This window comes from Lysinibacillus macroides (assembly GCF_001281525.1).
GTDB lineage: Bacteria > Bacillota > Bacilli > Bacillales_A > Planococcaceae > Lysinibacillus > Lysinibacillus macroides.
Genome location: NZ_LGCI01000002.1, coordinates 170,765 through 183,451 on the forward strand (window position 1 = coordinate 170,765; position 12,687 = coordinate 183,451).

General features: G+C 39.5%; 12 protein-coding genes and 1 riboswitch. Of the genes, 7 read left to right on the top strand and 5 right to left on the bottom strand.

What is annotated here, in order from left to right; translation table 11 throughout:
• Nucleotides 1-26: 26 nt before the first annotated feature.
• A complete protein-coding gene (locus tag ADM90_RS00960) occupies nucleotides 27-818 on the bottom strand; it encodes a carbon-nitrogen family hydrolase (protein ID WP_053993206.1) in 792 nt (263 codons plus the stop codon).
• A 185-nt stretch (nucleotides 819-1,003) separates the two neighbouring features.
• On the opposite strand from ADM90_RS00960, the gene ADM90_RS00965 reads away from it, so the two are divergent.
• Complete coding sequence (locus ADM90_RS00965; RefSeq protein WP_053993207.1) at nucleotides 1,004-2,167, top strand: pyridoxal phosphate-dependent aminotransferase; 1,164 nt, start codon at nucleotides 1,004-1,006, stop codon at nucleotides 2,165-2,167.
• A gap of 43 nt (nucleotides 2,168-2,210) precedes the next feature.
• Here ADM90_RS00965 and ADM90_RS00970 read toward each other — a convergent pair whose 3' ends face one another.
• Nucleotides 2,211-2,714: a PPC domain-containing DNA-binding protein gene (locus ADM90_RS00970; protein WP_053993208.1), complete on the bottom strand. Its 504-nt coding sequence runs from the start codon at nucleotides 2,712-2,714 to the stop codon at nucleotides 2,211-2,213.
• Between the two features lie 110 nt (nucleotides 2,715-2,824).
• A riboswitch (SAM riboswitch) is annotated at nucleotides 2,825-2,926 on the top strand.
• 87 nt (nucleotides 2,927-3,013) lie between these two features.
• On the opposite strand from ADM90_RS00970, the gene ADM90_RS00975 reads away from it, so the two are divergent.
• The 6 genes from ADM90_RS00975 (at nucleotide 3,014) to ADM90_RS01000 (ending at nucleotide 8,783) form a co-directional block, all read left to right on the top strand.
• A complete protein-coding gene (locus ADM90_RS00975; protein WP_053993209.1) occupies nucleotides 3,014-3,838 on the top strand; it encodes a MetQ/NlpA family ABC transporter substrate-binding protein in 825 nt (274 codons plus the stop codon).
• Nucleotides 3,839-3,941: 103 nt separating this feature from the next.
• On the top strand, nucleotides 3,942-4,967 hold the full coding sequence (locus tag ADM90_RS00980) for a methionine ABC transporter ATP-binding protein (protein ID WP_053993210.1): 1,026 nt from the start codon (nucleotides 3,942-3,944) through the stop codon (nucleotides 4,965-4,967).
• Nucleotides 4,960-5,631 carry a methionine ABC transporter permease gene (locus ADM90_RS00985; protein ID WP_053993211.1) on the top strand — a complete coding sequence of 224 codons (672 nt, stop codon included), beginning with the start codon at nucleotides 4,960-4,962 and terminating at the stop codon, nucleotides 5,629-5,631. Before ADM90_RS00980 ends, ADM90_RS00985 begins: the two co-directional genes overlap by 8 nt.
• A gap of 10 nt (nucleotides 5,632-5,641) precedes the next feature.
• The gene (locus tag ADM90_RS00990; protein ID WP_053993212.1) at nucleotides 5,642-6,421 is read left to right on the top strand and encodes an enoyl-CoA hydratase/isomerase family protein; all 780 of its coding nucleotides are present in this window, start codon (nucleotides 5,642-5,644) and stop codon (nucleotides 6,419-6,421) included.
• A 14-nt stretch (nucleotides 6,422-6,435) separates the two neighbouring features.
• Complete coding sequence (locus ADM90_RS00995) at nucleotides 6,436-7,596, top strand: alpha-hydroxy acid oxidase (RefSeq protein ID WP_053993213.1); 1,161 nt, start codon at nucleotides 6,436-6,438, stop codon at nucleotides 7,594-7,596.
• Nucleotides 7,593-8,783, top strand: a complete 1,191-nt coding sequence (locus ADM90_RS01000; protein WP_053993214.1) for a CaiB/BaiF CoA transferase family protein — start codon at nucleotides 7,593-7,595, stop codon at nucleotides 8,781-8,783. The genes ADM90_RS00995 and ADM90_RS01000 overlap by 4 nt, the downstream gene beginning before the upstream one ends.
• Before the next feature lie 196 nt (nucleotides 8,784-8,979).
• Here the strand turns inward: ADM90_RS01000 and ADM90_RS01005 are convergent, their stop codons facing one another.
• From ADM90_RS01005 to ADM90_RS01015, 3 genes are all read right to left on the bottom strand, one after another.
• Nucleotides 8,980-10,179, bottom strand: a complete 1,200-nt coding sequence (locus ADM90_RS01005) for a glycine C-acetyltransferase (protein ID WP_200908498.1) — start codon at nucleotides 10,177-10,179, stop codon at nucleotides 8,980-8,982.
• A 58-nt stretch (nucleotides 10,180-10,237) separates the two neighbouring features.
• Nucleotides 10,238-11,314, bottom strand: coding sequence for a nucleotide kinase (locus ADM90_RS01010; protein ID WP_053993216.1), 1,077 nt, complete (start codon nucleotides 11,312-11,314; stop codon nucleotides 10,238-10,240).
• A 218-nt stretch (nucleotides 11,315-11,532) separates the two neighbouring features.
• Entirely contained in the window at nucleotides 11,533-12,558 is a 1,026-nt protein-coding gene (locus ADM90_RS01015; protein ID WP_053993217.1) for a proline racemase family protein, read from the bottom strand.
• Nucleotides 12,559-12,687 lie beyond the last annotated feature (129 nt).

Sequence of the window (12,687 nt, forward strand, 5' to 3'; positions counted from 1 at the left end):
ACCTTAGCTAAATAGCCTTCCATCAATTATTTTTGAAGAATACCATCATAGAGTGTTGGTCTACGGTCATCATATACTGGAATTCTGCCACGTACCTCATCAACAATGGAAAAGTCTACATCAATGACAGCTATTTCCTCATCCTCTGCGCCTGTCCATAGCACCTCGCCCCATGGCTGAATAATCATTGATTGTCCATTAAAGTTTTCTACCTTTTTCGAAATACGATTCACTGCAATAACAAAGCATTGATTTTCAATGGCACGTGCTTGCAGCAATGTTTTCCAATGGTCAATTCGAGGCGTTGGCCATTGTGCAGGCACAAATAACACCTTTGCCCCCTGCAATGCATGTGCACGTAGCCATTCAGGGAAACGGATATCGTAGCAAATCACACCAGCAGCCTCAAGATCGTCAAGGGCAAAGCGATTCATCTCATCTCCCGCTTCTAAATAAAGATGCTCATCCATTAAACGGAAAAGATGTGCCTTGCTATATTCACCAACTAGTTCACCATTTTTATTAAATGTATACATCGTATTATAAAATTTATCGCCTTTTTGTGTGGATACTGAGCCACCAACAATATGTACGCCAAGCTCCTTCGATAAATTTGTCAAAAATGTCTTTGTCCGCTCTCCATTCACATCCGCTAACTCAGGTAGCTTCTCCAATGCATAGCCTGTATTCCACATTTCTGGCAGTACAACAATCTCTGCTCCCTGCTGCACGACTTCACGAATTTTTTCCTCAGCGCGCGCAAAATTCTCCTCTACTTTGCCAAAGCCAACATTTAATTGAATACAACCAATTTTCATGTCCATTCCTCCTCTAAATAGCTAACTAAATTTTCATAGTTTTCATTATACTATATGTACTTATCTTCCAAGTAACCTATCTATAACTAATCATAATAAAGACTAGACAATTCACTAAAAAAATAATAGTATTGGCAACATATTCTTTAACAATAATTATTATATTCTGAAAAAGGTGAACCTATATGGAATTTTCTAAAAAGCTTCAACAACTACCTACGCAATTTTTTGCGGCACTTGCACAAAAAGTAAATACTGCGCTTGAACAAGGACGCGATGTTATTAATCTTGGACAAGGGAATCCTGACCAACCAACGCCTCCTCATATTATTCAAGCATTACAGGAGGCGGCTGAAAATCCTCAACACCATAAATATTCGCCATTTCGCGGTATTGCTGAATTACGCCAAGCTGCGGCTGATTTTTATCAGCGTGAATATCAGGTGGATATTGACCCAGACACTGAAGTAGCCATCCTCGGTGGCACAAAAATCGGACTTGTGGAGCTTCCTTTAGCAGTATTAAATCCCGGTGATACCATGCTTTTACCAGACCCAGGTTATCCAGATTACTTATCTGGCGCGGTATTAGCTGATGTAAATTTTGAAGTGATGCCACTTTTTGCCGAAAATAATTTCTTGCCAGATTATCATGCCCTATCTGAGGAGGTAAAGGAAAAGGCAAAATTACTTTACCTAAATTACCCAAACAATCCTACAGGCGGTACGGCAACGCTTGAATTTTTTGAGGAAACGGTACGCTTTGCCAAAGAGCATAATATCATCGTGTCACATGATTTTGCTTATGGTGCGATTGGCTTCGATGGCAACAAGCCTGTTAGCTTCTTACAGACAGAAGGCGCAAAAGATGTCGGCATCGAAATGTATACATTATCCAAAACTTATAATATGGCAGGCTGGCGGATAGGCTTTGCAGTCGGTAATGCTGATATAATCGCTGCCATTAATCTTATTCAAGACCATCTATTTTGTAGCCAATTCCCAGCTGTCCAGCAGGCTGCTGCGGTAGCACTGACGGCCTCTCAAGCATGTGCGGATGAACTAAGAGCTACTTATGAGCGTCGTCGAAATGTGCTGATTGAAGAAGCTCATCGCATTGGCTGGCAGGTAACCGCACCAAAAGGCTCTTTCTTTGCATGGCTGCCTGTACCAGTAGGCTATACAAGTGAGCAATTTGCTGATTTATTACTGGACAAGGCAGATATTGCAGTTGCAGCAGGCAATGGCTTTGGCCAATACGGCGAAGGCTATGTGCGCGTTGGCTTACTCGTTAGTGAGGAACGCTTACGTGAAGCTATGGCTAGAATTGAACAACTGCAATTATTTTAGTTCCTCCTAAAGTGTCCTGTTGCTTTCACTAGCTACAGGGCATTTATTTGTCAATTTTTCGGGGCTGCATTAGCCCTTGCTCTAATGGATAAAATTGAACATGCCCTGTTTCCTCGTCAAATTTTCGAATATGCTGAATGCCTTGTACCTCTGCTAGCACTATATCAGCCGTAATCACGATATTTCCACCTTTCATAAAATGACCACCTGATACATTGCCCCATTGATCGCTCATTGAACCATGAAAATGTGTTTCATATGCCCCATCACGTTTACAAATGACACCTGTACCTTGAATAAATTCAAGCGGCCCTTCTTTTTCAATAACATCACTAAAGCGCACTTTAATGCTGGAGGTTTCATCAGGCACTAAATAGACAAAGCTACTTTTTTGAAAGCTTCCAATACAGCTAACAATTGTTGCTGCTTCGATATTATTCTCAGCACAAAGCGCCTCAATTCCCTCAATGATATCTGTTCCCCTTAAAAGACGGGCACTGATAACTTTTCCAAATGAACCCGTTCCATATTGAATGCGTACTGACATGGCTCTCCCTCTTTCTTTTGCATAAGGTTAAAAATATTTAAAATATTTATTGACTTACTATACCCTATAATTTATATTAGTTCTATCGGAATTATAAAAATATTATAAATCTCTTATCAAGAGTAGCTGAGGGACTGGCCCAATGAAGCTCGGCAACCTCCTTTTCGGAAGGTGCTAAATCCTGCAAACAGATGATGTTTGATAGATAAGAGAGGACATTTTTCATGAGCCTCTCTTAATTTGTAAGAGAGTTTTTTTATTTTCCAAAGCCGATAAAACATTTTTGGAGGTAGTTTTTCATGAAAAATAAATTTTTACTAGGTTTAGCAAGTCTTACACTAGCAGCAGCATTAGCAGGCTGTGGTTCAAAAGAGGAAAGTAAGGAACAGGGCAAGGCAATTGATGAAAATAAAATTGTTGTAGGTGTTACTTCTGGTCCACATGAGCAAATTGCAGAGGTAGCTGCTAAGGTAGCGAAGGAAAATGGGCTAGAGGTTGAACTTAAATCATTTTCTGATTATGTTTTACCAAATACAGCCCTAGCTGAAGGTGACCTTGATGCAAACAGCTATCAGCATGAGCCTTTCCTTGATACATTTAATAAAGATCATGATACAGATTTAGTACCAGTTGGTAAAACGATTTTAAATCCAATGGGTGTTTATTCTGAAAAATATCAATCATTTGATGAAATTCCAGATGGAGCTACATTTGGCCTACCAAATGATCCAACAAATGGTGCGCGTGCCCTTTTTGTACTGCAAGAAGCAGGTTATATTAAATTAAAAGATGGCGCAGACTTAACAGCCTCTATTCGTGATGTAGAGGAAAATACAAAGAATTTAAAATTTATCGAATTAGAGGCAGCACAAATTCCTAAGCAGCTTAGTGAAGTAGATGTAGCAGCGATTAATACAAACTTCGCACTAGAAGCCGGCATTAATCCTAAAGAAGACTCTATTCTATTAGAATCTACTGACTCACCATACGTGAATTACATTGTAGTACGTGCCGAAAATGAAAATGACCCAACAATTAAAAAGTTTGTTGAGGCTTATCAATCTGATGAAGTACGTGCATTTATTGAAGAAGAATTCCAAGGTTCTGTAATCCCAAGCTGGTAATTTATTCAGGATGCTTCTATAAATCTAAGAATCTGCTGAGACTTCTCATTTGAAGACGGGCAGATTCTTACTTTTTAGAAGTTGACAAAGGAGCAATCATCATATGATTCAATTACAAAATATTTCAAAAGAATATAAATCAAAAAAAGGTGTTGTGAAAGCCGTTGATGGCATCAATCTTTCTGTAAAAAGGGGACAAATTCATGGTGTTATTGGCTATAGTGGTGCTGGTAAAAGTACACTTATTCGCTGTGTCAATTTACTAGAGCGCCCTACGGCAGGAAGAGTGCTAATTGACAATGTAGATATCACTACCCTTCCCCTTCATGAATTACGACAAACTCGCCAAAAAATCGGGATGATTTTTCAGCATTTTAATCTATTAAAAACAGCAACTGTTTATAATAATATTGCCGTTCCCTTAAAGCTGCTTGGCTATAATGATGCGGAAGTTAAAAGTCGTGTCGCGAAATATGCGGAAATCGTTGGTTTAACAGAGAAATTAGATAGTTACCCTAATCAGCTTTCAGGTGGTCAAAAGCAGCGTGTAGCGATTGCACGTGCCTTAGCGCAGGAGCCAGAAATTTTATTAAGCGATGAAGCGACAAGTGCGCTTGATCCTGAAACAACAGAGGCAATACTTGCGCTCTTATTAAAAATAAATCGAGAATTAGGTATTACTATTTTACTCATTACCCATGAAATGAATGTGATTCAAAAAATTTGTGATGAGGTTTCTGTCTTAGAATCAGGCAAGGTTGTGGAATTTGGTACAGCTATTGAGCTTTTTGCAAAGCCTCAGCATCCAACCACAAGAAAATTTTTAAACACTATTTCACAGCGTAACTTATCGCCTTCTCTTATTGAACAATTGAATGTTTCTGGGAGCGTGATTCGTTTAACATTCCTTGGTGAGAGTACGGGGAAGCCTTTATTAGCCGAAGTTAGCAAAATCTATGATGTGCAGCCAAATATTTTAACAGCCAATATTATTGAATTAAAAAATGGTATTGTTGGTAATATCGTGGTGCATTTACACGGAGAGTCCCAGCTTGTGCAAAAAGCGCTAACATATTTTACGGAAAATGGCGTTGCTGTCGAAGAATTAGGAGGTGCGTCTAATGAATAATATTCAAAGCTTTTTTACGGATTGGTCAGATGTCATTATAAAAGCTATTATCGAAACATTCCAAATGGTTGGAATTTCCTTGTTCTTTTCTATTTTAATTGGTATTCCACTAGGGCTTTTAATTGTTTTAACACGACCTGGACAATCCTTTGAAAATAAATTTCTCTATCAATTTTTCAACCTATTAATTAACATTGTACGTTCTGTACCTTTTATTATCTTGTTATTCTTTATCCTACCTTTTACAAAGCTAATCGTTGGTACAACAATTGGTGTCAAAGGCGTTATTGTACCTCTCGTTGTTTATACAGCCCCTTATATTGCACGCCTTATGGAGTCAGCATTATTAGAAGTTGATCCAGGAGTTGTAGAGGCTTATACCGCAATGGGCATTAAACGCCGGCAAATCATTTGGCATGTGCTATTACGCGAAGCACGTCCATCTATTATTTTAGGCTTAACAATCGCCACAATTGGACTAATTGGTGCAACAGCGATGGCTGGTATGGTCGGCGCTGGCGGCTTGGGTGACCTTGCCTATCGTTACGGACATCTACGTTATGAGGTTGATGTCATGTATGCAACCGTATTTATTTTAATTATCCTTGTGCAAAGCATTCAATCCATTGGCAACCGCTTTGCTGCAAAATTAAAGAAAGACTAGGAGGACCATCATGACTAAGGAAATTTATATAGAAAAAAGTGGTTATATCGCAACATTGGTATTAAACCGTCCTGACAAACGAAATTCTTTATCGAGAGCGATGTTTCAGGAGATCTTAGACCAGCTTGAACAATTACAGAAAGACGGTACAATCAAGCTATTAATTGTTCGTGGCGTCAATGAGGTTGCCTTCTCAGCGGGGGCAGATATTAGCGAGTTTTTAGATATTCGCTACGCGGCAGACAATGCCAAAGCCTATAATAATTTAGCCTTAAAAGCCATTGACGCTCTTTATAAATTCCCACATCCTACGATTGCCATGATTCAGGGCTTAGCCATTGGTGGTGGCTTGGAACTAGCAAATGCCTGCGACTTTAGAATTGCTACACCAAAAAGTAAGCTTGGCATTACTGCTGCCAATATCGGCATTGTTTATAATCTGGAAAGCACAAAACGCCTTATCAATATTGTTGGTGTCGCTAAGGCAAAGGAAATTTTATATACAGCCAACCTTTTTACAGCACAGGAAGGACAAGATATTGGCTTAATTACAGCTGTGCATGAGCCAGAGGAAATTGAACGTGCTACACTGCAATTTGCTGAACATTTATTAAGTAAATCCTCTGTTGCCAATGCGGGCATTAAAAAAATTATTCAAGCCATTGTTGATGGTGAAAATGAAGAAAATGATGAGCTTGCACAAATCGTGCTGGATTCATTTAGCTCTGCTGATTATAACGAGGGCATTCAAGCCTTTTTAAATAAAAGAAAACCTATTTTCAATAAATAAGTGAGGTCGTAATAATGACAAATACTGCTCAGGGTGATTTACTGTTAAAAAATATTAATGCACAAGCCCCCTTCCCTATAAGCTTCGCTGATTTAGAGCAAGCAGCAGCGGAAAAATTAGCTGCTGGTCCTTTTGGCTATATACGCTCAGGGGCTGGTGGTGAACAAACATTGCGCAATAATCGGGCAGCCTTTGAACGCTATTCAATTGTTCCACGCTTTTTAAATGATGTGTCAACTATTGATACCTCTATTGAGCTTTTTGGGAAAACCTACCCAACTCCATTGCTTTTTGCCCCTGTTGGTATGAATGGTATGGCTCATGATAAAGGAGAGCTTGCCGTTGTAGAAGCTGCTCATCATTTACGCATTCCTTATATTCAAAGCACTGTTTCCACTTATTCACTGGAGGAGGTTGCTCACGCTGCTCCTGATGCAACAAAATGGTTTCAATTATATTGGTCTACAAATGAAGATATTGCCTACAGTATGGCAGCACGAGCAGAGGCGGCTGGCTTTGAGGCTATCGTGTTAACTGTGGATACAGTCATGCTTGGCTGGCGTGAAGAAGATGTACGCAATCAATTTTCACCGCTCAAGCTAGGCTATGCAAAAGGCAATTATATCAATGACCCTGTTTTTATGGCAACCTTACCTGATCATTCATTTGAATCATATGTCCAAGGGGTTTTGCAAAATATTTTCCATCCAACACTTAGCTGGGAAAATATTCGTGAATTAAAACGACGAACAAATCTTCCTATTTTATTGAAGGGCATTTTACATCCTGAAGATGCTAAGCTAGCCATTGCTAATGGCATTGACGGTATCATCGTATCAAATCATGGCGGTCGTCAATTAGATGGAGTTGTTGGCTCACTTGATGCACTACCAGCCATTGTAGAAGCTGTAAATGGGCAAGTACCTATTATTTTAGATAGTGGTGTATATCGCGGCATGGATGCATTGAAAGCACTTGCGTTAGGGGCAGATGCTGTTACCATTGGTCGCCCATTTGTTTATGGACTAGCACTTGCTGGACAAGAAGGCGTCGAAAAAGTGATGACAAATCTTTATGATGAATTAAAGGTATCCATTGCGTTAGCAGGCGCTACCTCTGTTAAAGCATTACGTAACATCACATTAGTTAAAAATGATAGGACTGACGTTAAATGACACAGGCACTTCAAGGATTAAAGGTTGTTGATTTATCGCAAGTATTGGCGGGCCCTTACTGCACAATGGTATTAGCAGATATGGGTGCAGAGGTGATCAAAATTGAAAAGTATCCATATGGGGATGATACCCGTACAATGGGACCCTTTATTAATGAAGAAAGTCATATGTATATGATGGTCAATCGTAATAAAAAAGGCGTTTGTTTAAATTTAAAAACACCTGAGGGACTAGCATTATTTAAGGAATTAATTCAATCCGTAGATGTGCTTGTGGAAAACTATCGTCCAGGTGTCACAAAAAAACTAGGCATTGATTATGACACATTAAAAGCTATCAACCCTGGTCTTATTTATTGCTCAATTTCAGGCTATGGTCAAACAGGTCCTTATAGCCAAAAAGGTGGCTACGATATTATGGCGCAGGGACTAAGCGGCTTAATGCATATGACGGGTGAAGCGGATGGTCGCCCTGTAAAGGTTGGATTTGCTGTCAATGATATTGCTGCTGCTCAAACAGCAGTGCAATCCATTTTAATGGCCTATATTTATAAGCTTCGTAGTGGCGAGGGACAATATATTGATGTTTCTTTAGTAGAATCAGGGTTAGCGTGGACTGTGTGGGAGGCTGCTGCTTACTTTGGTCAAGGGGAGCTACCTGAGCGGACAGGCACTGCACATCGGGTGTCTGCACCTTATCAGGGCTTTAAAACACAGGATGATTATATTTTAATAGGAGCTGGCAATCAAAAGCTTTGGGAGATTTTTGCAACAAAGGTGGTCAATCGACCTGATTGGCTAACTAACCCACATTTTGCCACAAACTACCTACGTGCGCAAAATGTCAAAATACTGGAGGAAGAAATTGAAAGTGAATTGGTTCAGCACAAGGCTTCCTACTGGCTAGAGCTTTTAGATAAACATGGTGTACCATCAAGCCCTATTTATGCCTATGATCAAACCTTAAATGATCCCCATATTTTAGAACGTGGCATGATCTTATCCTATGAACACCCAACTGCTGGTCCAATGCGCACACTAGGCTTTCCTGCGAAATTTTCTCAGACACCAGGACAACTAACAAGTGCAGCACCTACTTTAGGACAGCATAATAAGGAAATCTTACAGGCATTAAATATTTCTGAGGAAAAAATTGCGAAGCTCAAAGCAGCAAGCATTATTAAGTAATTGATTACGCATAAGCAAATTTAGAGTAAAGCGGCTTTCCTTATCCATGAGGGAAGCCTTTTGCTTACTTTGGAATCGCTTCCTCGGCAGCTATCTGTCACTTTACTCGCTCTATCCGTCACTCTTCGCATTCTATTCTGCAAACACACTCCATACTTAATATAAAAAGCTTCCCCATCTCTGAGGAAGCTTGCTCTTATTGAATTACACCTAGTTCACGACCAACTTTTTCGTAAATCGCTAGTGCATCGTCTAGCATTTCTTTTGTATGCGCGGCTGTTGGCATATTACGCACGCGCCCTGTTCCCTTTGGCACTGTTGGGAAAACAATGGATTTTGCATAAACGCCCTCTTCGAATAAGCGTTTTGAAAACTCCTGTGTCAGCTTTTCATCCCCAATAATACATGGTGTAATTGGTGTTTCAGACTCTCCAATATTAAAGCCTAGCTTCTTAAGCCCCGCCTTTAAATAATCGCCATTGTCCCACAGCTTATCATGTAGCTCTGTAGAATCAATCAGCATTTGAACAGCTGCTGTAATTGCCGCTACATCACCTGGCGGTAGTGCTGTTGAGAATAAAAATGGACGTGAGCGCACCTTTAACCAATCAATTAAGTTTTTCTTCCCTGCTACATAGCCCCCAACAACACCAATTGCTTTTGACAATGTACCAATTTGGAAGTCGATTTCTTTTTCAAGTCCAAAATGCTTTACAGTTCCTTTACCTTTACCCGTTACACCTGAACCGTGTGCATCATCAACATACGTAATTAAATCAAACTCTTTGGCAATTTCCACAATCTCAGGTAATTTAGCAATATCACCATCCATCGAGAACACACCATCTGTAATAACCATAATTTTATTATATAAGCCTGATTCCTTTGCTGCTTTTGCCTTAGCACGTAAATCCTCCATATCAGAGTGATTATATGCAATAATTTTTGCCTTCGATAAACGACAGCCATCAATAATTGAGGCATGGTTTAATTGATCTGAAAGAATCGCATCGTTTTTATCCATTACAGCAGAAATAGCTGCCATATTACAATTAAAGCCTGATTGATAGGAGATTGCCGCTTCTGTTCCTTTAAATTCCGCAAGCTTTTCTTCCAATTTTACATGCAAATCAAGTGTACCGTTAATTGTCCGAACAGCACCTGCGCCAACACCATATTGAGCAATTGTTTCTTTGGCAATACGCTTTAAATCTTCATTTGTTGCTAAGCCAAGATAATTGTTAGAGGATAAGTTTACAAGATTTTTGCCACGTACTTTAATAATTGGGCCGTTTGCTCCCTCTACTGGATCAATTTCATTGTATAAGCCTTGTTCATGTAAGGCTTGTAGGTTTTCATCTAAAAATGCATTTAATACTTTTGACAAGCGTATCATCCTTTCCTAGGAAAACTGTTCTAGCTCCTAGTTTAGCATAAGCCTGTCATTTGCTAAATTATTTTGTTACCCTTTCAAAGAGTGGTGCTGTTTTTTCGCGCCATAAAGATGTTGACAGACAATGATCTAATAATTCGCGAACCGTATATTCTGCCTCTGCATAGCGCTTCGCATAGCCCATCGCATCCTGCATTGCTTCCTTATATTGTGCTCGAACAGCTTCAATATCAGTTTCGGCTTTCTTTGATAACATACAATGCTGACCAATATCAAATATTCGATCACCTAATCGACCATCTTGTGGGTCAAAAACATGAGGCTCTGTACTATCAAAAATACAGAAGTTTAGCTCTGGAATAATCACCATATCCACAGAGCCTGCATCTAAGCCGCACCAAATAATTTGCGCATCAAGCCCTCTTGCATTCGCCTCATCTGCTAAATCCTTCATTAAAGAAGATTTTCCTGTACCAGGCTTGCCTTTAATCATCAGTCTAGTCGTTATATTTTTAGTAATGCTATCCACTGTATTTTCTGCACCTCTAGGCGTTAACGTTCCTAGTAAACGATGCGTACGAGTACCTGCTTTATTTAGGGTAATAGCTTGAAATAGCTCTGTTTTTAAACTTGCTACTTGTTCATCCAATGCCTGCCAGTTCATACAGCTTTGCGTGATAATCTCCCATTCATCATGAAGCTTAATAGCATGATTCAGTGTAGCAATGCATTTCTCACGCCAGGATAGACGCTCCTGCATCGCAATCGCAAGCCGTTCACCTGCTTTTTCAAGCTGCTCTGCCTCCAAACATTCATAAAAAGATAGCACACGATGCTTTGTGCCAAGCAATGTCGGTTCAAGAGCCCATTCAGATGCCCATACAAAAAGTCTATTGCAGCCCTTTATATAAACAGCCTCTACAGCATCTTCTAATAAAGCATGCTTAAACCATTCAACACTAAAGCCCTGCTTCACATAGAAATAGCCTAGCTCCTTTAAAAGCTCTGACCCTTTAAAGGTTGGTGCACCTTGCAAAAAATAAACAAGCTCCGCCTCTTCCATCAGCTCTTTATATAAATGTTTCACACCTTGCCCCGTCAATGCGTGTCCGAAGTAATACGTCACATTTCCATTCAACCACATTCCTCCTTCGCCATGCATTATATGAAGAAGCACAAAAAAATATGGCAATGCTGATTAAACAACTGCCACTTTGTTAGAATAGAGGAATTAAGAGGCGAAAGAAAAAGGGGATAGCATCACCATCGTTTTAATAAAACAATACTCTCTATTTAAATTCATAAGGCTATCGAAAAAGTCTATTTTCAGCGACTTTTTCGATAGCCTTGTTTCATTTAAAACCAAATATCACTTACTTGGTGACCATAGGCTATTGGGTCTGTTGGATCAATACCATAATCCATTATGCCAGTAATCCATGCCTGCCCTGCTATAACTGGGATTATTGCTTCTTTTTGAGCAATCGTTGTCCTACGCTCAATATAGCTTTTAAATTTCGTTCCTGTTAATGACTCATTAATAAATAGCTCTTTTTCCTTTATTAAGCCTTTTGCAGCCATCACAGCCAATCGAGCACTAGTACCAGTTCCACATGGTGAACGATCGAGTCTTCCATGGAGAACAACCGTACCATTTTTACTTTCAATACCATTATCCGTACGATGAAGTGGACCTTCAAATATAATATTCGATACACTACGAATCTTGCTATTTTCAGGATGTACAATCTCTAATTGCTCATTTACAGCTTTTTTAACCTTTTGCCCTACTAAACACATATCATGTGCTTCATCTGGCGTTAAATGGAAGCCTAATTTCTCAGCATGAACATGCGCAAACATCATACCGCCATAGGATGTATCCACTTGAATTGTTCCAACCCCCGCTACCTCTATTTCCTGATTTAAATGAATTGGGAAAGCAGGGACATTGGTAAATTCCACCTGCTTTACCTTGTCATTTGCACACATACATCTTACACGAATAAGTCCTCCAGGTGCTTCTAATACCAGGTCAGTAATAGGCTCTTGCATTGGTATTATGCCTGTTTCCAGTAAAACTGTTGCCACACATATTGTATTAGAGCCTGACATTGGCGGATATTCCGTAGTTTCCATGATAATGTATCCCATTTGTGCTTCTGGATGACATGGCGGGACTAAAATATTGGCATTATGGAATGGACCACCACGTGGCTCAAACAGCATCATCGTTCGAATCTCGTCCATATGTTGCTCCATATATTCTTTTTTATCAAACATCGTATCGCCAGGGATATGAGGCATCCCACCAACTATAACATTGCCAACTTCTCCCTCTGCATGTGCACCAACAACACTAATTTTACGTGACCAGTTCATATCATCCCTCCTAAAATTATACTCATCTAATTTTATTATTCTAAATTTTCTTATCAACTTACATGCTGTCATATTTATACGGCAAATATTTTTACAGTTCCTTCTGAATTTAGAATGCACAAACTATCT

Coding starts and splice junctions, on each gene's coding strand:
- ADM90_RS00985 (WP_053993211.1), top strand. CDS start 4,960: ATGAATAATATTCAAAGCTTTTTTACGGATTGGTCAGATGTCATTATA.
- ADM90_RS00990 (WP_053993212.1), top strand. CDS start 5,642: ATGACTAAGGAAATTTATATAGAAAAAAGTGGTTATATCGCAACATTG.
- ADM90_RS01000 (WP_053993214.1), top strand. CDS start 7,593: ATGACACAGGCACTTCAAGGATTAAAGGTTGTTGATTTATCGCAAGTA.
- ADM90_RS01005 (WP_200908498.1), bottom strand. CDS start 10,179: ATGATACGCTTGTCAAAAGTATTAAATGCATTTTTAGATGAAAACCTA.
- ADM90_RS00965 (WP_053993207.1), top strand. CDS start 1,004: ATGGAATTTTCTAAAAAGCTTCAACAACTACCTACGCAATTTTTTGCG.
- ADM90_RS00960 (WP_053993206.1), bottom strand. CDS start 818: ATGAAAATTGGTTGTATTCAATTAAATGTTGGCTTTGGCAAAGTAGAG.
- ADM90_RS00975 (WP_053993209.1), top strand. CDS start 3,014: ATGAAAAATAAATTTTTACTAGGTTTAGCAAGTCTTACACTAGCAGCA.
- ADM90_RS00995 (WP_053993213.1), top strand. CDS start 6,436: ATGACAAATACTGCTCAGGGTGATTTACTGTTAAAAAATATTAATGCA.
- ADM90_RS00970 (WP_053993208.1), bottom strand. CDS start 2,714: ATGTCAGTACGCATTCAATATGGAACGGGTTCATTTGGAAAAGTTATC.
- ADM90_RS00980 (WP_053993210.1), top strand. CDS start 3,942: ATGATTCAATTACAAAATATTTCAAAAGAATATAAATCAAAAAAAGGT.
- ADM90_RS01015 (WP_053993217.1), bottom strand. CDS start 12,558: ATGAACTGGTCACGTAAAATTAGTGTTGTTGGTGCACATGCAGAGGGA.